This is a genomic window from Shewanella sp. GutCb (assembly GCF_002836135.1).
Taxonomy (GTDB): domain Bacteria; phylum Pseudomonadota; class Gammaproteobacteria; order Enterobacterales; family Shewanellaceae; genus Shewanella.
In genome coordinates this window covers 140,087-160,573 of record NZ_PJBL01000028.1, presented here as the reverse complement: position 1 = coordinate 160,573, position 20,487 = coordinate 140,087, and the positions used below count along the sequence as shown (strand labels likewise).

The 20,487-nt window shown below is 44.8% G+C and carries 13 protein-coding genes; 2 read left to right on the top strand and 11 right to left on the bottom strand.

All coding sequences use genetic code 11. The annotated features are described in order from the left end of the window. A partial coding sequence (locus tag CXF86_RS22945) for a hypothetical protein (RefSeq protein ID WP_219622741.1) occupies nucleotides 1–270 on the top strand: 270 nt, incomplete at its 5' end. 1,381 nt (nucleotides 271–1,651) lie between these two features. Further along, nucleotides 1,652–2,287, top strand: coding sequence for a class I SAM-dependent methyltransferase (locus CXF86_RS17770; protein WP_102039658.1), 636 nt, complete (start codon nucleotides 1,652–1,654; stop codon nucleotides 2,285–2,287). 78 nt (nucleotides 2,288–2,365) lie between these two features. Here CXF86_RS17770 and panP read toward each other — a convergent pair whose 3' ends face one another. From panP to CXF86_RS17715, 11 genes are all read right to left on the bottom strand, one after another. Beyond that, entirely contained in the window at nucleotides 2,366–4,012 is a 1,647-nt protein-coding gene (gene panP / locus CXF86_RS17765; RefSeq protein ID WP_102039657.1) for a pyridoxal-dependent aspartate 1-decarboxylase PanP, read from the bottom strand. A 194-nt stretch (nucleotides 4,013–4,206) separates the two neighbouring features. Beyond that, the gene (locus tag CXF86_RS17760; protein ID WP_101093619.1) at nucleotides 4,207–5,364 is read right to left on the bottom strand and encodes a glycerate kinase; all 1,158 of its coding nucleotides are present in this window, start codon (nucleotides 5,362–5,364) and stop codon (nucleotides 4,207–4,209) included. Between the two features lie 169 nt (nucleotides 5,365–5,533). Further along, complete coding sequence (locus CXF86_RS17755) at nucleotides 5,534–6,892, bottom strand: GntP family permease (protein WP_102039656.1); 1,359 nt, start codon at nucleotides 6,890–6,892, stop codon at nucleotides 5,534–5,536. Between the two features lie 268 nt (nucleotides 6,893–7,160). Then, complete coding sequence (locus CXF86_RS17750) at nucleotides 7,161–8,312, bottom strand: sugar diacid recognition domain-containing protein (RefSeq protein ID WP_101093617.1); 1,152 nt, start codon at nucleotides 8,310–8,312, stop codon at nucleotides 7,161–7,163. 37 nt (nucleotides 8,313–8,349) lie between these two features. Continuing rightward, nucleotides 8,350–8,961, bottom strand: coding sequence for a uracil-DNA glycosylase family protein (locus CXF86_RS17745; protein ID WP_102039655.1), 612 nt, complete (start codon nucleotides 8,959–8,961; stop codon nucleotides 8,350–8,352). Nucleotides 8,962–8,990: 29 nt separating this feature from the next. Next, entirely contained in the window at nucleotides 8,991–9,566 is a 576-nt protein-coding gene (locus CXF86_RS17740) for a hypothetical protein (protein WP_102039654.1), read from the bottom strand. A 167-nt stretch (nucleotides 9,567–9,733) separates the two neighbouring features. Continuing rightward, nucleotides 9,734–11,851: an MtrB/PioB family decaheme-associated outer membrane protein gene (locus tag CXF86_RS17735; protein ID WP_101093614.1), complete on the bottom strand. Its 2,118-nt coding sequence runs from the start codon at nucleotides 11,849–11,851 to the stop codon at nucleotides 9,734–9,736. Between the two features lie 13 nt (nucleotides 11,852–11,864). Beyond that, on the bottom strand, nucleotides 11,865–12,854 hold the full coding sequence (locus tag CXF86_RS17730; protein WP_101093613.1) for a DmsE family decaheme c-type cytochrome: 990 nt from the start codon (nucleotides 12,852–12,854) through the stop codon (nucleotides 11,865–11,867). A gap of 105 nt (nucleotides 12,855–12,959) precedes the next feature. Beyond that, on the bottom strand, nucleotides 12,960–14,975 hold the full coding sequence (locus CXF86_RS17725) for an OmcA/MtrC family decaheme c-type cytochrome (RefSeq protein ID WP_102039653.1): 2,016 nt from the start codon (nucleotides 14,973–14,975) through the stop codon (nucleotides 12,960–12,962). A 358-nt stretch (nucleotides 14,976–15,333) separates the two neighbouring features. After that, nucleotides 15,334–17,541: an OmcA/MtrC family decaheme c-type cytochrome gene (locus CXF86_RS17720; RefSeq protein ID WP_102039663.1), complete on the bottom strand. Its 2,208-nt coding sequence runs from the start codon at nucleotides 17,539–17,541 to the stop codon at nucleotides 15,334–15,336. 466 nt (nucleotides 17,542–18,007) lie between these two features. After that, on the bottom strand, nucleotides 18,008–20,260 hold the full coding sequence (locus tag CXF86_RS17715; RefSeq protein WP_157822950.1) for a multiheme c-type cytochrome: 2,253 nt from the start codon (nucleotides 20,258–20,260) through the stop codon (nucleotides 18,008–18,010). Between the last annotated feature and the right edge of the window lie 227 nt (nucleotides 20,261–20,487).

The following is a 20,487-nucleotide window of genomic DNA, read 5'->3' as shown; positions in this document are numbered from 1 at the left end:
ACGTTAATAGTGAGGATTATTTATGCCCCTAAAGAAATAAAGTTAGAACCTTTTTCGGGTTTTTTGGTTATTGACAATAGAGAAGTCAGTTTGGAGGGGGTGAGGAATATTGATTTTATATATTGTAAAAAACGGATGTCTTTAATGGTTGTCAACAAGGTTGGAGAGGTAGTTTTAAATACGAAAATAAATTATTCATGCAATAAGTCTATCGATGAAATAAAAGAAATAACATCCGATATTAAAACAGCATCAATTTATTATCGATAGAATAAAAGTGCTTATAAGTCATTTATTGACACATACTTAAAGATATTTCCAGCCCTTTGAAAATATGTACGGGGCGCTAAGGCAAGCCCCCCCTAAAGAAAGGCCTGTCCAGCTTGTCTATCACTCCCTATTAACGCAGTTTGTTTCCCACCCAAATATAAGATCAAAAGCACACTATTAAAGACCAAGACCAAGACCAAGACCAAGACCAAGACCAAGACCAAGACTAAAAGCGGAAGTCAAAACAAGTACAGCAACAAAGCGTGGTTACACTGCTGGCGTAAAGCATGCCTAGCGGCCACCGCTCTCCAATGCAGCGCCCCCTAGGGGCACAGCAGGGGCGTGTTACGGCTACTTAATCTGATTATCTGTCATTGTTGTTATCATTTGCTTTGCCACAACATCTACTTCCTCATGCATACTGAGTTACCAAATTGCTTGTAAATTTGTCCTTGTGATTCAGTCACCGAAGCTATTTTAATAATCTATTTTTATAACACGCATGCGCTTTGCCAATACCAGTTGTAAAAGTGTCCAAAGCATTTTTCCGTAAATTTCAGATGAAAACAATTTGCTACCTTGAATCGTTGTAAGTCATATCCAATACACTTTCGAGGAAAACTAGTTGCACACCTTGTCCGTCCTGTTATCTAAGAAGTTCAAGCGTGTACACTTTCACCTAACTGAATTTACGCCTCTCTTTCTTTTCACTCAATAGCAAACCGTGAACTGATTGCGCATAATTTAGAGACTAACCGCACAAAACCAATAATACTGCATAAAAGTACAAGCACTGGTTAACTAAGAGGTCGTCGTTAGACGGAACCCATACCTTTCTAACTGATGAGAAAAAGTATTACAAAGAGGTCAGTGCTGCATAGGACAAATTACTGGAGATAACACATAAAGGGGCATAAACGAGCTGGCTTTTGGCAATGGTGGTTCCATTGACCATGCCACTGCGGCATTTGTAAATCCATCGACATCAAATGTCCCATCGGAAGCATTAGGCTTGAATAGATAATTCAGGCTGTTCCCACTTCACTTCACGGCATACCCTGCGTCTGACTGCCTAGTATTTCCGCCACAGCAGCTCTCATCATTGACGGTGGCTGAGATAAGTCGGCCCCACCTGCAATAAAGAACGTCGGGATATTACCCGCTCTGATTTTTGCCAACTAATATCGCTCTTGGCATTTTGACCATGTCGAGCGGAATGAGTCAACTTGTGGGGTATTGTTTTCACTTAAAATGATATTGAACAGGACATTAAACAGGAGATCATCTAGCAGTTGTAAATCAGCCTCTTGCAAGCTAGTGTAGATGATTAATTAATCAAAAGCGGTATAAGTGATAAGCACTGAGTGCTAGGGAATAGCGAATGGATAATAATCAAATATCGGTTAATACCTTTGATAAGCTGGCTCAAAGGTATCAGGATAAATACATGGATCTTGCAATGTATTCAGACACCTTTGATTCTTTTATTAGCCATTTACCCACCGATGATGCTCGCGTGTTAGAGCTGGCTTGCGGGCCGGGCAATATCACTCAAATGTTATTATCTGAAAAACCAAATTTGTCGATATTAGCAACGGATCTAGCACCCAACATGCTGATGTTGGCCAAGAAAAACAACCCCAAGATAGAGGTTCTGCAGCTAGATAGCCGCCATTTAAACCGCGTTGAAGAGCAGTTCGATGCCATTATGTGTGGTTTCTGTTTACCTTATCTTGATAGGCTGGAGGCAATAGCGCTGATTGATGCCGCGGCGCTGCGCCTTAAACTTGGAGGAATTTTGTATCTGAGTACCATGGAGGGGGAATGCCTGAACGTGCGCGAAGATACTTCAAGTGATGGTGATAAGGTCTTTACTTACTTTCATCATGCGGAGCAGTTAGTGCCGGCACTGAATCGTCGAGGCTTTAAATTGTTGGCGTTACAACGCAAACAACAAGCTAGCCCGATGGGTGAAGTCACAGACCTGTTTATCACCGCTCGGCTAGACTCAGAATAAGAGCCGTTTAATACGCGCTATTGAACAAGCGTTATCAATAACAACTATGGCGTTGGCAGTTAGCAATCACAGGCTTTGTTATAGCTGAGCTAACGCCATTAGTTTAGGTAAAAAGGTATTGTCTTGAGAGGCGATAACCGTTTGCTCGGCAAGTACCTGCTGTAAAATCTCATGGGTCGTGAGTGGATTGGCTAACACGACTCGAAACACCACGGCTTTGATCTCCATCAGCTGCTTGTTCTCAGGATTAATACGGGTGCGTGAGACAAATGAGGTGCCTTGTTCACGCTGACGTTTCTGCACAAATTTAGTTAAGCCATCCAATAATTCATTAAACTCAGTCAGCTTTTGTACATCCTTGTTAGCTCGCGCCGTTGCCATCGCCGTTTGCACCACCTGCGGAACATATCGGTAGGTTAATAAGCAAAGCTCAGGCTTGGACACTAATTCAAACTCAGTATGCTTGTTAATTAAGCTCGCAAAGTAGTGCGCTTTCTCTAGACTGTTGTTGATCAGTATTTCATAACCATCGCGGCCAATAACTTGCAGGCAAGCATGGACTAGCATTGCCATGCCGGGACGCGATCCCTCTAACGTTTGGCTGCCTAAATCTTTTGAGCCTTTTCTGAGTATGTATTCGGCGTGGTGTTTAATGGCATTGGCAAAAGTGGGATCTTTAAAAATCACCATTCCTGCGCCCATGGGCACATACATCTGCTTGTGAGCGTCGATAGTCACTGAATCAGCCCGCTCAATTCCGGCTAATAGATGACGGTACTTTTTAGATAATAGACTAGCGCCCCCCCATGCGGCATCAACATGAAAGTGACAGTTAAGCTCTATTGCTAAGTCTGCTAATGCATTTAATGGGTCGATATTACCGGTTTCAGTTGTTCCCGCAACACCCACAATGGCCATCACTTTAATATTGTCTTCGGCAAGCTTGGCAGCGATTTTTCGCATCTGTACGACATCGACTTTGTTATCGTTTGAAGTCGGAACTTGAACAATGTTTTCGCGGCCGATCCCGAGTAAATCAGCCGTTTTAGATAATGAGTAATGGCCACGTTCAGAGACCAAAATCGCTAAGTCATCAAATCCATAGTGACGTAGCCCTTTAATCACGCCTTGAGCTGCAACGCCGCGATACTCACCATCTGCTTTAAGTAATTGGTTACGTGCAGTCCATAGAGCAGTGATATTAGCGACGGTACCACCTGAGCAAAACGCGCCTAATGAAACGTTAGCGCTGTGCATCCAACTCTGATAAAAATCATCATTCTTTTCATAAACAAGATGATGCATCATCCCCAAAACTTGACGCTCTAATGGCGTAAACGCTTTTGAGGTTTCAATTTTCACCAGATTTTGATTTAACCCCACCATCATTTTAGATAGCGGCAATACAAAGTAGGGCAGTGCAGATGTCATGTGGCCAATAAAGCTGGGTGCTGAGGTATGCACTGAATGCGCGACCAGCGTCTTCATCATGTCGTCAGCATAGTCTGAGACAAACTGCGGCGCGGCAGGTATTTGGTGTTGTTGAAAATCCAGCTCAATTTCGGTCAATGGCTTTTCAACGGCCACCACGCTGTCTTGTAAAAAACCCATTAAGTTCTGTGAGATATTTTGTTCAATAACACTAAGGGTTGAATCGGGGGCTTCTGGAACGGTAAAGATTCTCAGTAGTGCTTCTTCAGAAGCGGTGGCTCGTCTTGGTGTCATCGGCTAACAATCTCTATTCACCACACAGTGATTGTGTGCTGGATCAGTCTTTAAAATGGGATGCTCACTTTACTTTAAGCTTTCTAGCGCATCAAGTAGAAAAGTAAATTGCCATTATTGGCAGCGGCTTATTAAGTTTGCGATTAGCTTACTAAAAAGGCGCCGTAGCGCCTTTAATCGGACGTGGTTTGAGGCTATTTTGCTGGCATGGACAGCGAATAAAGTGCGGCAACATTTTTGCTGGTGGTATAAAGATTTGCTTTGGCGTTTGCTAACACTTCAGCTAAAGGTAAAGCGCGTGGCGTGATTGAAAATAGTGCTGTAAAGCCATGTTCTAATAACACATTGGCATCGTCACTGACACAACCTGCAATCGCGAGAACGGGTACATTGAACTGGTTGGCAACTCCCGCAACTCCCATCGGCGTTTTGCCGTGTAATGTTTGACTATCTAGCTTGCCTTCGCCGGTGATCACTAAGCTAGCGCCTTCAATATGGCTAGCTAAGTCAACGGTGTTCATCACAATGTCGATACCCGGTTTGAGCTGCGCATTGAGAAAAGCCATAACGCCGAGCCCCATTCCGCCTGCTGCACCAACACCCGCTAGGTGACGGTTGTCTTTGATGCCCGTTTGCGCAATAACATCTGCATAATGGTTTAGGGCACTGTCCAGTTGCTGCACCATGGTGGTTGTCGCGCCTTTTTGAGGGCCAAAAATAGCGGAGGCGCCATGTTCACCGCAAAGCGGATTATTAACATCGCAAGCCACTTCAAAGCGGCATTGTGAGACCAGTGGATGCAGATCCGTAATATCAATATGTTGTAACTGACTTAAGGCCGCACCACCTGGCGCTAGGGCGGTTGAATCAGCGTCTAAAAGATGTACCCCAAGTGCTTGTGCCATTCCTGCGCCTCCATCGTTGGTGGCACTGCCTCCGAGGCCGATAATAATATGTTTGATGCCACGATTAAGCGCGTCAACAATCAGCTCACCGGTGCCGTAGCTGGTGGTTAACATTGGGTTACGCTGGTCTGCAGCGACTAAATGTAAGCCTGATGCAGCGGCCATTTCGATTACGGCTGTTTTTTCATTGCCATGATAACTGTCGCCTAAAATGCCGTAAAAAGCGTTAACTTTGTGGCCTAATGGACCGGAAACCTGCGTCCAAATAAGGCGACCATTAGTCGCATCAACCATTGACTGCACGGTGCCTTCACCGCCATCGGCGACGGGGATTTTGAGATATTCAGCATTGGGTAATACCGTGCGAAATCCTCGCTCAATTTCGTTAGCCACTTCCATTGCGGAGAGGCTTTCTTTAAATGAATCGGGGGCTATCACAATTTTCATGCCGTCTTCCTATTTTCAGCGCAAGGCTGAAACTGTTTAAGCGAACGATTAGCCTTGTTCTAGGCAAATGTCTTATTAAGAGTATGAATAGTCGTGCTAACACGACTGTTCAAATGAGGAGGAAGGCGAGTAAGCACACTCGCCTTTTAATTGAGCTTAGATAAGAAACCTAGATAAGGAATAAGCTCAGTATATACACCACCGTCATGGCGGTGAGTCCTTGAATTAAGGTGGCCATGGTTTGTGCTTTATAAGCTTGCTTAACGCTCATGCGGCTAAACTGGGTAACAACCCAGAAGAAGCTATCATTGGCGTGTGATACGGTCATCGCACCTGCACCAATCGCCATGACGGTGAGCACTCTGCCCATGTCACTCGCAAGGCCGATATCACCCAACATAGGAGCGACTAACGCTGAAGTAGCAACAAGTGCAACAGTAGAGGAACCTTGAGCAGACTTTAATGCTGCAGCAACGATAAACGGCATAAAGATCCCGACGCCTAATGCCGACAGCGAACTGCCTAAAAACGCGCCAATTTCAGTTGCTTTGAGTACCGCGCCAAATGCGCCACCGGCACCAGTGATAAGTAGAATTGGGGCTGCTACAACCAGACCTTGGCTGATACGCTCGCTGAACTCTTTGACCTTGTTGTTACTTTTAAGCAGTGACAATGATAGGAAAAGACCAATCATTAATGCATTGACCGGTTGACCCAGAAAAGCCAACACATCAAACAGTGTCCCATCCCCTAATGGAGCTGATGGGAAGTTGGCAATGGAGCCAAAACAGATTAATAGGATCGGCACGAAAATGGGTGCAAATGCTCGTATCGGGCTAGGCAGTTCACCATAATTTTGCTTGAGTGTTTCGTAGTCTTCAGTCTGAGTTAACAGGTCTTCTGCGCCTTCACCATCAGGTTGTACATTGGCAAATCGATTCGCCCACAGGGTGCCAGCAAGCGCCGCGATAGCGGCAACAAACACACCGACAAAAATCACTAATCCAAGGTTAGATTCAAGCCCAAGGTTACCTGCTGCAGCAATCGGCCCAGGTGTTGGTGGTACAAAAGTGTGGGTGGCATAAAGGCCAGTTGCTAGCGCGACACTCATTGACACGCTAGAGACCTTCATTCTATTCGCCATAGACTGTTTAAGTGAGTTTAAAATCACAAAACCAGAATCACAAAAGACCGGAATAGAGACGATGTAACCAATGATAGACATGGTCAACGTTGGAAAGCGAGTGCCAAGTAATTTAATGACGACATCTGCCATGGTGATGGCGGCGCCACTTTTTTCAAGTATGGTACCTATGATGGTACCTAGTACGATAACAAGACCGATATAACCTAGGATGCCACCAAAACCTGAAGTGATGGTTTTGGCAATATCGGCGCTAGGTAGGCCATAGGCAAAAGCGGCAATAAACGACGCTATTATTAAGGTTAAAAATGGGTGTAACTTAAATTTAGAGGTAGCGATGACGATAAATGCAATCACCGCCAGCAAGATCATTACGAGGCTCATAGCGTTTCCCTGTAGGGGTATTTTTAATTTATGTGTAGGGTTTGATGTTACTTAAGCCAAATATGACGTCGACTCATTGTGAGTCGAGGTCATAGGATTTCAGGCTTAGCTATTATGCGGTTCGATGGGATGTATATCTTTGGTTGAATGCACAAATATATATCTAAAAATAAATGTTTTCTTGTTCAATTGAACATTTTTTGCTTTGAGGCTGATGTTTAGGTCATATAGCCAAAGCGAATGATATGCAACATGAGTCATCAGCCTATTATCGGGTGGTTAACATCACTTGCCCTAGGTAGAGCTGCAGTAGACCATCCAATTTCTGTAAATTACTGCCGGTGATTTTTTCAATTTTTTCGAGTCGATAACGTAAGGTGTTTCGGTGAATAAACAGCGCATTGGCACACTGCTGTTGATCGCCAAAATGTTGTAAGTAACAGGTCAACGTTTTAGCCAGTTGACCATTTTTATCGGCACTGATTAATGATTGATATGGGCTTACTAGCTCTTGCCCACGCCAGTTATCTTTGAGGGAAGATAACAGCACTAACAGAGAGAAATCTTCATAAAGATATTTACTCTGCTCTGGGCGCATTTGAGAACCGATAGAAAGAGTCTCTAAAGCGGTTTGGTAGGAGCGATTAATTTCTTGTGGTTTCACAAAGAAATGCCCGAGGGATATTTTTAATCGTTTTCTCATTTCACTCGGTAGACGAGCGATAAGCTGATCAATACGCTCACTCTCAAGTGTTGCATCCCACTTCTGTCCATCAAGAAAAGCAGGTTTGAGGATCACCAGCTCAGTCATTGAGGTCATGGCGACTAAGTTACCGCGCGACGGATTTTCCAGTAAGTGCAATATCTGTTTTAGCATCGAATTAGCCGAGGTTTCCTCTTCGTCCGCTTGCACCTGAATAATGGCCGCAACACGAGGGGTGTCTAAGTTGATATCGAGCTGCGCCGCCCAGTTTAGCTGATGTGAGGTAAATGCACCGTCGGACTTAATCAAATCGATGATCAACTCCTCTTTTTGACGGTATTGCCATTGTGCCAGTTCAAGGGAGTTGGCTTGCTCAACAATGATTTCGGCGGTCATTTTAAGGAGCTCACCGTAATGACCGAGCTCTTTGGGGTCACCGGTGATGCCAATAACACCAATGATGTCGCCTTTATAATGCAGAGGCAGATTAATCCCCGCTTTGACGCCTTGTAAGGTGTCTTCACTCGCATGGCTAATTGCAACAGTTCTTTGTTGGCTAATGGCCAGTAATGCGCCTTCATGCACCTCACCAATTCGATGGGGATCGCCTGAGCCCAATATAATGCCGTGTTTATTCATTACATTGATGTTGTGACCAATGATTTTCATGGTGCGATTGACTATCTGTTTGGCAAGTAAGCCATCTAAAAAATACATTGATACCCCTAATGAAACTGAGCTGTAATTGAACGGTTTAGGTTTGCTCTGGACTGATGAGCGTGGCGACACGTTGCTGCAATTTGGGGATGATTTGTTGTTCGAACTCGGGGTGACGCTTTAGCCAAATGTTGTTTCTTGGGCTTGGGTGAGGCATGACTAACGTGTGTGGCCATAAGGTTTGCCATTGTTCTACTGCGTGGGTGACGGTTAATTTGCGCTTTAGATGCCACTCAATAGCGTATTGGCCCACCAGTAGGGTTAATTCAACATTGTGTAGTTCATTGAGCAAAGGTTGTCGCCATGCAGCTTCGCATTCGGGACGAGGTGGCTTATCGCCACTTTTCTTATCGGTTGTTGTGTAACTGCCAGGAAAACAAAACCCCATCGGCAGAATGGCAAACAGATCGGGGTTATAAAATTGCTCTCGCGTAACCCCTAGCCAAAGCCTGAGACGCTCGCCACTGGCATCGTCAAAAGGATGCCCTTTATGGTGTGTCTTTTGCCCTGGCGCTTGGCCAGCAATCAGTATTTTTGCATTGCTGGCAAGTTGCACAATAGGCTTGGGCGCAAACGGCAAGTGCTTAGCACAAAGCTGACATTGCTTTACTTGGCTAAGTAAATTGGTGAAGTTAGCATTTTCTCGCATAAGTGGAGGCGGACTCAGTGACGATGCATTTAGCTGTGCAGCGCAATTTGATAAGCCCAATACCCTAAATAGCTGTAGCCTGTGATGAGTGTAGCGTAGCTCAGCAGTTTGACACTTAGCGTGCCACGACTTGACGCTGCAACATGAGCGATGGCCAAGGCAAATATGGTCAGTGGCGCGGCATAATAGGCAACAACCATGAGCAATAATGCGACGGTCGCGAGAATTAACGGTGTTTTATCAGTAGGTGCATTAGCTGTCGGGCTCAGTTGTACTGGCAGTATACTCAACGCAATACTGACAATGATCACACCGATATTGAGTGAAATAGCACCGGCGCCTTCGATGTAAGTTATCGCTAATATAAAGGTTAATAGTGCAGGTAACAGCGAGATCAGTGTATGGATTTTGGCAAAACGTCTGCTGTGGTATTGACCTGTGAAATAGAATAAGCCAGTTAACAGCAGATTAAAAAAACAAAAGCCGCCAAGCGAGATTGCCAGCATTAATATATTGGTGGTGTCGGATTGAAACGCGAATGCAGGCATAGGCGCTAACAGACATAAACAGAGAAAAGGCTTGAGCAAAGAGGGCATACGGGTCATCGGGAGTCTTAGTAATCGAAGAGATGGCTTACAATCGCTTAAAGTGAGCCTAACTTCAAGATGAAAGCCGAGTAAATCGTTAGATTTAGATCTACGTCAGGCTATAAACCTTATTTTAGAGGCATAAAAAAACCCGCGATTGCGGGTTTTTAACGAAAGGCTAACGACTACAGACGGTAGCTCATGCTAAGCATGATGAGGTGCGCGTTGTAGTCATGGCTGTTACTGCCAAAACTTAACACGTTCCAGATCCCGTCTGGCGCAATATCATTGCCAGCGTCGTTATCTTTATAATTTTCCATCTTATAGTCTACGCGTACGTCCATCTTGTCCGTTGCACGGTATAAAGCGTAAACATTAACGTTATGGACTTTGGCATAGTAATCGCCGTAATCACCCGTAATACCTTGGGTAACTTGGGTGGTACTATTCGAATCTGAGTAAGTGTAATCAACACCTAAACGCAGTTTCTTTTCCATAAGGTTGTTGTAGCTAAAACCGGTACCAACCACATCGACTTGATCTTCAACAACGCCATACCAATTTGGGCTAGAGAAGTTGGTGCTACCTGCTTGATCTGAATCGATGTTTTGACGGTTGTAGAACGCCGTCAATGTCATGTCTTCAGTGAGCAAATAGCTGACACTTGCATCGTAACTCATATCTTTCGATTCAGTTAAGCCGATTTGTGTGTCGCTGTAATCGTCGAGCGCATAACGCGCACCAAAGTCGATAGTCAGCGTCTCAATTGGGCTGTGTGTAACACGGGCTTCAACTTGAGTACGGCTTCTATCCGCTAGGTTGTACTTACGCAGCAAGTCGTTTGACTCACTTGAAGTCCATTTTGATGCTTGATACTCAGAACCATCACGGTCGCTATAACTGCCTTTAACCCACATGTCCCACTTATCAAAGGCACTGACGCGGTACTTCGCCCAAACAGTGCTTTCTTCGGTGGTTTCGCGGTCTTGGTAGTTACGCTCATCTTTACGGTAGTCAAATCCACCTTCAAGTTTATGGCCACGAGCAAGACGGTAGTCAGCTCCTAACTTAGCTTTGTGAGTGGTGATGTCGTAAGGCGTGTTGTAAGCTGCTTGACCCGTTGTTGAGTCAATACTTATTTGCGTCCACTCTTCAATGTTGGTCTGGTTGTCACGGTCGTTGTAATCGTAACTCGCGTTTAAACGCAGTTGACGAGTAATACGTGACACAACTTTAAGTGTGGCGCCCGTGGTTTCAACTTTACCGTCGAGTGACTCTGTCGGCATTTGATAGCCGTAGCCTGAGCTGCTGTAGTCTTGGTCTTGCGTCATTTGACCATAATGAACTCGGCCATTGATGATCGTTTTGCCTGCTACATATTGACCCATTAACGATACTGTGTGTGCTTCATTATCTGGATCAAGTGACATATAGCCGGTCGTTTGTGCGCCAAACGTTGGGCTAAAGGCATTATCAAAAGACAGCTCACTGTACTCATTCTTAAAGATAGAGCCGTTGTAATTTAGCGCTGTAAACCAATTGTCACCGCCAAAACGAATACCCGCTTCAAGCGTATCAGTCGAGTAATCAACAGGTTCAGCAATCATCATCGATTGATTTGAGAAGCTACCAGAAGCTTGTTTAAGGCCGGTTTTGTCTTCACGCATATAATTGATGTAGGTGCTCCATAAAGACTCACCCTGCTGATTGACAAACGCGTAGTCAATACCTAACCCTGCTCGCTTACGTTTTAGCGATAGCTCAAGCGGGTTAAGGCTTGAGTTCAAGTTGGTCATGTCCGCAGTGCTGCCGCCGTTTACCCAGTCACCAGGAAGGGTTAGGTTATCACTGCCAACTCCTTGGTAAGGGCTCATGGCGCTATCCGTTTTGTAGGTAGCAATCTGGCGATAATTTAGGTTTAGATTGTATTGACCCGCTTTGCCGACATTGATATCAGCTCGGCCATTTTCCATGCCGAGATTATCAGCTTCGATAGAGGCTTGGTAACCGCTTTTACCTGAGTATTTAAGGTCAGCATCAACTTTAGCTGCGAATTCATCTTCAGCGGCAAACGCATTTGCTGAATGAATATCGCTACTGTCGTTGTAACCTACACCGACACCCACAGTGCCGCTATAACCGGTTTCGACTGCACAACGTTTACAAGCCCATTTATCGAATTTTACTTTAGTGGTATTCGCATTTTGAATACCGTAACCGTCAGCTGCTATTGCGACGCTAGGTACAATTGCACCAGCACTTGCAAGTAGGGCGAGGGTGACTAAATTTAGTTTGAATTTCATCTTCTCGTCTCCGTTAGCGCTGGAACAGCTTGCCAGATGGATGGTTTGAACCATGGATCTGGTTATGACAGTTTAGACAGCTGCGGCCACCAGTAAAGGCATTATCGCCGACACTCGAACCTTGTCCTGTATTGCCCATGTAAGCTCTGCTTTCATGGCCATCGCTGGCATGACATTGTTGACACAGTTGCGGAGCACGCGTTTTTAACATGCCTTCATTTACACTGCCGTGAGGGTTGTGACAAGTAACACAATTCTCAGTAACGGGTGCATGCTCCCACAATTTTGGGCCACGTTTCTCTGCGTGGCATGAGTAACAGGTTTCGTTAACGCTAGGCTTAACGAGATCTGAATCACTCATTGATCCATGTGGGTTATGGCAATCGCTACAGACCATTTGGGCCCATTTCATTGGGTGGCTTGAGCGTTTGTTCATGTCGGCTTTCTGTTTGGTATGACAGCTAGTACAGACTTCCATTTCAGTATTTTTTGATAATACTGGATCTTTGGCTGCATGAATTGAGTGACAAGAAGCACAAGCAATATCAGCATTGTCATGGTGTCCACCATTCCAATCCATACGCTTGTCATCTTTGTGACAACTCATACAAACACTGTTTTGCTTTTCAGCAATTAGCGTAGAGTCTGGACCAAAAGCGATCATCGGCTCGTTGCCGCCACGGTTATGTTTACCCATTGGGCCGTGACACGCTTCGCATTGAAGGCCTGCCATCGGACTTTTACTTGAGTCTATAGAACCGTGAACACCGTCAAAGATGGCCATGACTTTTTCTGACTTCTTGTGACACATAAGGCAAGAGTCTGCGCCTTTTGGCGAGTATTTGCCTTCGGCGAATTTCTTGTCGAGTGTGGCTTCAACTTCATCAGGGCTCATCTTCGCATCCCACTTTGACGCCATTGCTGTGTGAGCAAAGCTAAGTGAAAGTACTGCCGATGCTAATAGCGCTGGAAGTAAGGTTTTTAGTTTCTTGGTGATCTTCATAATCGATTTCCTAAACTTGCACAAACTTAGTGAAAGTGGGGGAGAGGACTCCCCCCCGATTTCAACACTTTTTAATTTTCAAAGTTGTTTTAAGTGGTGTACAAATTACATCTTAACCGCAGTGTGATCCGCTGGAGTTGGCGCATGGCAGTAGAAACACGTTTCTAGTTGAGCAGCGTTCGTCGCTTCCTCTTTAGATACGTTGACTAATGCACCTTGACCTTCAACGTGTGTCTTGAACTTGTCCATGTTGTAGCTGTGGCAAGAAGCACAAGTTGCCGCGATAGGCGTAGTGTATTGACCACCAGCAGTTGCAATCGCGCCTTTTTTCTTAAAGGCATCACGGTTGAAATCGTTATGACACTGGTCACAGTTCATTCCTGGGATTACCGCGTAATCACCTTGGCTGTGAGTCTTATGGAGTTTAGTCTCCAATGCACCCATGTTTACACCGCCAGCATAGGTACCGTCTGGAGTGTGGCAAGCTGCACAAGCATCTACACCGATGATCGGTTGGTCGTTAGCATCTTTGCTATGAGAAAGTTGCTCTGACATAACGAAACCAGCATGGTGACCACCTTTGTGGACTTGGAACTCAGCACTATGACATGTTGCACATGCGCTAAAGTTAACAGAGTCAACGTGACGCATACTTGGCGCTTCACCAGAAAGGGTAGCGAAAGCAAGATCGGCTTTCATACCTGTGTATTTGTCAGTGTCATTACCATCGAAATCAGGATCATCACATTTAACAAATTCGCCGTCAGCAGAACACATAGCCCAACCAACAAAGGTGAAGGCTGTTTCGTCGTCAGCGCCAACAGCGCCAAGCTTAAGGTCTTTAGTTGTTGAGTAGACTAACTTACCATCTTCGATAGCGGCATTAGTATCAACAACACCGTTCTTAATCGCATTGATAGAGTCTTTGCCACCGTAACCTAGGGTTACGTTGTTTGGACCGACGTTAGTGATAACTTCAAAACGCTGCACCATTGGCAGGATGGTGCTGATATCAACTTCAGCGCCACTAGAGTCAACAACTTGAATACTAATTGTTGCCGCTTGAGTTGTGCTATCAATTGTAGACGCAACGTTGATGCCGTAAGTGTCGATTAGCGCTTTAGTGTCACTGAAGCCGCTAGTGTGTAGTTCAGCTGTCCAGCTGGCACTATGACAAGCAACACAGTTTGAGTTGTCAGCCTGTTGTGAGTGACCTTTACCTGCGACAAAATCGATACCTGTGTGACAGCTAGTACAAGTTTCCATTGTAGGAATACGTGACCAGTTGCCCCATTCCGTTAGCTCACCGCTGTCAGCTTCTGGTTCAACGTGGCAAGTTTGACAGTTGTCTTGAACGATACTCTGAGCTTTTACTGCGTCTTTAGTAAAGTCACCAGTAGTTCTGTCAGCCTTCCAGCCTTTAGCTGAGTTATGAACATTGTGAATAAGATGATCAAAGTCAACCTCTGGCTTGCCTTTACTGTCAGCCAACCCAGGAGTATGACACGAGGTACAGGTTTCTACTGAGGTGTAGCCGTGATAAATTTTCTCACCAACAGCATGGCAGGTATTACAAGTTTCAGTTGAAACAATGTTTTTAGTGTAAAGAGCTGCGTAGCCGTCACCAGAGAAATCTTGAGATAGCTCAGTACGTGGCACACTGGTCACACCATCAGCGAGTGTCGAGGCACTTGCGATGACGTTGTAGCGTTGCGTTAGCGCTGAGTTATAACCTTCAACAGGAATGGTGAAACTATATGTACCGTCTTTATTATCGGTAAACTCTTTGTTTGAACCAATCTTCTGCCACTGGGCGTTATCACCTGCTCCAGTTGAACCTTGAGGTAGAAGCTGTGCAACAGCTTTAACTTCAAAAGCTGTTAGACCAACAACGGGTATGTCTTCTTCATTGGTTGCGAAGACATTGATTGTTGGCACACCGTCATTATAAGTCACGTCGGTGACTTTAAGATTTAGTGTGTTGATGTAGTCAGCTGCTGGGCCACCTGGGTTGCCAGGATTACCGTCAGTGCCATCGTCGCCGCCACAGCCGGTTAAGGCCATTGATACAGCGCTTGCTGCTAGGAGCAGCGCAATTTTAGATTTATTTACGTTCATCATTTTTTCCCTGCATAGGTTTTGGCACTGCCTAAACGTGTGGTCCGATTATGTAGACCGACTGTAATTTTTTAATTGCCGTTTAAGTCAATGCTGGAAATAAGATTCCCCAATGAAAGGCTAACGTAATGCAAGGCGAAAATCTGCATAGCAGGTGCCAATGTGTGACGTGGATCTTTCTATTTCTAAAGAGGTATTGGTGAGGGTTGCTAAAGCCGAATCAATATCAATAAATGCGCGATAAATATCCGAAATATGTAATAAAATGAGTATTGATGATGTGAGAATGACTCTCATTAAAAAAGGGAGGCTAAGCCTCCCTTTTTAGTGGTATTTCAGTGTGACTACTTATCGATAAAAACTAGTTACCGTGTAGCTCCATAATTTGCTCTGGAGAGTGACATGTAGCACAAGCTTCTTTTGCTCTACCAAGAACATCAGCGGAATCTGTACCATCCAAGATACCACCGTTTGTTTCGATATGAGATTTGCCCGCATCGCTTAAATGAGCTTGATGACAACTTAAACATGCACCCGCGTCAGATGAAACCCAGATGCCAGCTTCTTCTTTTGTGTCAAGATTTGGATAGTTCCAAACACGTTCAGGAGCACGGCCTAAGGTAATTCCATTTTCGATTTTATTTTTGCTATCTTCAGCAGTGTGGCAAGTCAAGCAATCTGTCTTCATCACAGTACCAGACTGCAAACCACTACCCCATTTACCATTCATATCATGGCCGGCTTCATGGTGTGCTTTATAAGCAAAACTAGTCGCTCTGTCGAATATACCAGACTTTTTAACCGTTTCTCTAAGTGACTGATCAGAGGTGTGGCAAGTTTGGCAGTTAACACCATTGTCATTATGGATAATTTTTTGGTTATGACAACCTTGACACTTAGTGGCATCGATAATATCACGACGCATCATAGCTTCAGCATCGGTTGCTTCACCAGTACCAGACCAGACGAAGTGATAAGGTGCATCTTTAACTGGGATAGAGCGAGTCTTATCAGAACACTCAGTCATTACTACTTCAGCAACGCCGTAGCCGCCTTTGTTAAAGCAAACTTCTATCGTTGACCAAAGCTCAAATGTCTTACCTGTCGCATCGACTGGCATATCGAAACCTTCACTTACGATAGTGAAGGTTTTAGTACTCGCATCATAGCTACCATCTTTAAGCTTTGTGCGACGCTCTGAGTATGATGCATCTTTGTATGCTGGGAAATCTTTATCGCTATCCCAAGCCACAACGACTCGATTGTTTTGATTAATGAATTCTCCAGCAATAGCTGCGCCATCGGCATCCAGAATCTGAACGTCGTAGCTGAACTTTCCTTCATCGGTTAAGCCTATGTTACTAAAATCAACGCTCATTGCTTTAGCATCGTTGTAGGCTTTTAGTACATCACCATGACGCTTTTCAGCGCTGCCAGTTCCACCATAGGTGTCGGTAGAATTATGACAAGAAACACAGTTTGTGCTGCTGTGATTTTGAGAAGGTTTTTCTGTATGACAACCGATACAAGCTGTATTACTTAAATCTGCTTTAAACAAATCAGCATTTGCTGGTGCGTTTTCACCTTCAACGTGGCAAGAACTACAATCAGCAGCAGGCTTTTGAGGGAACATAACCTTGCCGTAATCATGAACACCGCCGCCATATCCGATAACCTTATATGGAGCAGCAACCGGGCCGTCTGGCGTGCTGGTCATTCTGTCACTTCCCTTATGAATCGCATGGATCATATAGGTGAAGTCAACACTGTTGCCACTTTCAGGATCGCCTGAAGTTGCAGTATGACAAGATGCACAGTTTTCTAGATCGGTACGACGGCCGCCATGAAGTTCTAGACTTTCAGGCTGGTGACAGGTGTAACAGGTCTCAATTGAAACAACATTACGAGTTTGAATCCCATCAGTCATGCCGGTTGATGGCTGCCAGTCGTAATTAGCATTTGCTGCAAAGTTTGGAAGATCAAGTTCGATAGTGGCACGCTGAGTATTGTCAGCGTCGTAAATGACTTCTACTGGTTCAGCAACATTGCCAATATTTTGTTGGAAAGTGTATGTGTAGGTACCATCTTTGTTATCGACGAAACAGGTATCACAGTCGCCAGCTTTTTCTACGTTAGCCTGGAACTGTATAGACGGGGTGATATCTGACTCACCTTCAGGAACCCAGTCTGGATTGGGAGCTTTTTCAGAATTGATATAGGCTTGCCATTGATAGCCTCTATCGGCCTGTGTGTCACCCATTGTCTCGGTGACATGAGAAAGTTGCGCAATACCGAAACGTAAGTCGTGATCTTTGGTCAAACCAAGAACCGCGACACCGTTGTCATTTTCAAGTGTGAATTCAACAGTTACCGCGCCAGTCTCTACGGTTGCATTAGTGAATATGGCATTTACGCTTTTTGCTGCGTCGATATTAACACCAACAACACCATTTTCGCCGTCTTCGCCTTTCTTACCATCATCGCCACCACAACCTGACACTGCTAGTGAAAGCACTCCGGCTGTTAGTAGCGCTTTTGAAGCTGCGCTTAAGTTAAACAATTTCATCATTTTTTGTCCCTGCAATAGTTTTTTAATCATCACCAAAATGGATATAAGTTGAGAACAAATCTCATTAACCCACAATTAGTGTGCGGAATTTTATTTCCATCTCTAAGGCTAACGAAGAGGGAGGTTTTTAGCAGGTGTTTTAGCCGCTTTATGTGATTAAGATCTGACTATTTCTTTAGGGGTATACAAAAAAGTGCGTTTTTAGGACTATTTTAATTTTTGATTAAGAATGAGGCGACCTAAAAAGGCGGAATGTTGATGCTCTGTTGGTTTGGTGTTGGATGTAGTAACAGTATTTAAGTCGCTGTCACCAAATAAATAAAGTGTTACTGAGGTGGATTTTTAATAGGAGCAAAATAGTAGCTTAAAAATAAAAAAAGGATGAGAAAGCGAGTTCCTCATCCTTTGTATTTGTAGTACCTTCTACCACTTTTTGAGAGTGTTAGTCGGTGTCAACATACTTAAATTATTTAAGCATGTGGTTCTCTGCGACCTTTTCTGCATTATGACATGTTAGACATGATTCGCTATTCAGCATCGCTTCAGTATAAGTGCCAGCTACTACGCCACCCATCCCCTCGATGTGTGATTTGGCTGAATCTTTACCGCCACCGATATCGTAGCTACTAGATACGTGACACGATGCACAAACCCCAGCTTGTGGGCTAGAGAAAGTTTCGTCTTTACGGTTCCAGCGCATTGGTGTTGAACGTGCATTCTCTAAGCTGTAATCGCTATTATCGTGACATGCGGTACAGGTTTTAGTATCGACTAAAGACTGGACATCTTCACGACCATGAGCTTTACCGAATGTACCGTGAACTCGGACGATCATGCTATTGTAATCACCCGCTTCATGACACTGTGCACAAGTGTGAAGGTCTGCGTTTCGGTAGTGACTAGCGCCTTTTCGAACGACCATGTCATTGTTGTGACAGCTTGCGCAGTTGTCATAATTTACCGCACTTGCACGTTCGACCCCTGCAGTACCATCAAGCTTTAAGAACTCAGTTGTTGCTGCATTGGCGCTAAGGATCCCACTGCAGTTGCCCTCAGAATCGAGTTCAACCAAGGTTGACGCTTTATTCTTGAAGCAGGCACTGAAGCTTGCTGATAGCGCTAAGTCTGCGCCATTGTCAATCGCCTTAGCTAATGCTGGTAACGTATAGCCAGCAGGTGTTGCATCAACGACAACATTAAAACTACCATCGTCATTTGCAGTTACAGTACTGCTAGCGCGTGATGCTAAAAAAGCGTCCGGCTTAACAGCATCAACAGCATTGGCATAAATCGTCAGTCTAGGTACGTAACTAGCGCTAACAACTTCTTCACCCATCATTAAGTTGACGGTGAAGCTAAGCTCTGCCACCTCTGTATTCCACACAATATTGCTGTAGCTTGTTTCTATGAGCTTACCGGCTTCAATTGCAGATTCACGACTTTCTTTGTCGTGTCCGGCGAAGTGACGGAAGGCGCCACCGCGAGTGTTACCATCGTTTGAGGTATGGCAATCGACACAACCGATATATGCGGTGCCACTGTCATCAGTTGTAGTACGGCCACCGTAGTGGTAATCGCCGTGACAGCTTTGACAGCTATCGGCATCCATATCTTTAAACCAATCTAGCGCGTGCACCGTTACATTTTCAGGCAGTGTTTCTGCTGTTTCAGTGTACTGCACATGGCAGCTTTCGCAGTTGGCGGTAGCGGCAGGGTAGTTGATTGGCTTTAACGGATTGCCTTCCTCATCAACTTGTGTAGTCCGGTCATATTTATAGCCAAAAACAGGGTTTTTAGCGGCGTTTCCAATGACAGTGTCAAACTTACCTAATGCACGACGATCACTTTCTGTCGCACCAGTATGAATAGCGTGAACCAGTCCTTTAATGGATCCATCGACGGTGAAGTTAACTTCATTACCTTCTTCATCTGTGCCTGCACCAGAATACTGAGTGTAGTCAGTGTGGCAGAACAGGCAACCATCGGCCGTATTGCCATAGTTACCATGACGGATGTGGTCTTCGCCAACATGGCAGCTGGTACACGTTTGGCTTTCTAGTACTAACTTAGGTGAGCTAACCGATTGCTCTGTCGCTGGCTCCCAGTAGTATGACTCAACATGCTTAACCTTATTGGCACCAGCGCCATAGGTCATTAGGTATACACCTTGAACCTGAGTGGCATCGTAACCGTAATCTAGGCTCTTGGTATCAATGATATCGGGCGCTGTAATGCGGTACTTACCACTACCAAGATACTCAAGACATTCTAGTCCTTCTTGGCAATTACGGTTCGGGCGCCAGTTATCTGTTCCAGTGACCAATGTGTCATTTTGCTTGTTACGATATGACAGCCAAATTTCACGTTCACCATCGGCACGTGAATCTACAGTGCTGCTATTGCCTTCTGAATCGGTGATCTCGTAAGGCAAAAATGCTTCTGCTCGCGTTCCCATACGACCAAAGCTAACGCGGAATGGATCGGTTAGCTCCTCTAGTCCGGTAACGGCAACGCCGTTTAGGTTAGTAAAGTTAAACTCTATTGTAAGGGTGGAGTTTGCTTCATCGTAGCTGGCAAGTTCAACTTGGGTTTTAACTGCGGTTACATCGTTAATGTGCAATGCAATCTCACCATTATTGCCATCTTCACCATTTTCACCATCACTGCCACAACCCGCAAGCGCAAAAGAGAGTGCGCTAATGCCGATTGCTGATTTCACAGTTGCTGCTAATTTATACCGATTTATCATCATTTTATTCCCTGCATAGGTTTTATCTGCTGTGAGGTTTTTTACCTCTTAAGCGTGAGGGGCTTCCTCACCTTGATCTTACCCAAAAGAGGTAGCTCGCTATAAATCAATACAGCTAAATGTGAGGTATATCTTTTAGTCGTTATAAAATGTTAATTGTTTTTTAAGTTGTTATTTAACAGGTAGTTGTGGCGTTG

What these genes read in the sequence shown, in the direction of transcription:
- CXF86_RS17770 (WP_102039658.1), top strand. Translation starts at nt 1,652, where the DNA reads ATGGATAATAATCAAATATCGGTTAATACCTTTGATAAGCTGGCTCAA.
- panP (WP_102039657.1), bottom strand. Translation starts at nt 4,012, where the DNA reads ATGACACCAAGACGAGCCACCGCTTCTGAAGAAGCACTACTGAGAATC.
- CXF86_RS17760 (WP_101093619.1), bottom strand. Translation starts at nt 5,364, where the DNA reads ATGAAAATTGTGATAGCCCCCGATTCATTTAAAGAAAGCCTCTCCGCA.
- CXF86_RS17755 (WP_102039656.1), bottom strand. Translation starts at nt 6,892, where the DNA reads ATGAGCCTCGTAATGATCTTGCTGGCGGTGATTGCATTTATCGTCATC.
- CXF86_RS17750 (WP_101093617.1), bottom strand. Translation starts at nt 8,312, where the DNA reads ATGTATTTTTTAGATGGCTTACTTGCCAAACAGATAGTCAATCGCACC.
- CXF86_RS17745 (WP_102039655.1), bottom strand. Translation starts at nt 8,961, where the DNA reads ATGCGAGAAAATGCTAACTTCACCAATTTACTTAGCCAAGTAAAGCAA.
- CXF86_RS17740 (WP_102039654.1), bottom strand. Translation starts at nt 9,566, where the DNA reads ATGACCCGTATGCCCTCTTTGCTCAAGCCTTTTCTCTGTTTATGTCTG.
- CXF86_RS17735 (WP_101093614.1), bottom strand. Translation starts at nt 11,851, where the DNA reads ATGAAATTCAAACTAAATTTAGTCACCCTCGCCCTACTTGCAAGTGCT.
- CXF86_RS17730 (WP_101093613.1), bottom strand. Translation starts at nt 12,854, where the DNA reads ATGAAGATCACCAAGAAACTAAAAACCTTACTTCCAGCGCTATTAGCA.
- CXF86_RS17725 (WP_102039653.1), bottom strand. Translation starts at nt 14,975, where the DNA reads ATGATGAACGTAAATAAATCTAAAATTGCGCTGCTCCTAGCAGCAAGC.
- CXF86_RS17720 (WP_102039663.1), bottom strand. Translation starts at nt 17,541, where the DNA reads ATGATGAAATTGTTTAACTTAAGCGCAGCTTCAAAAGCGCTACTAACA.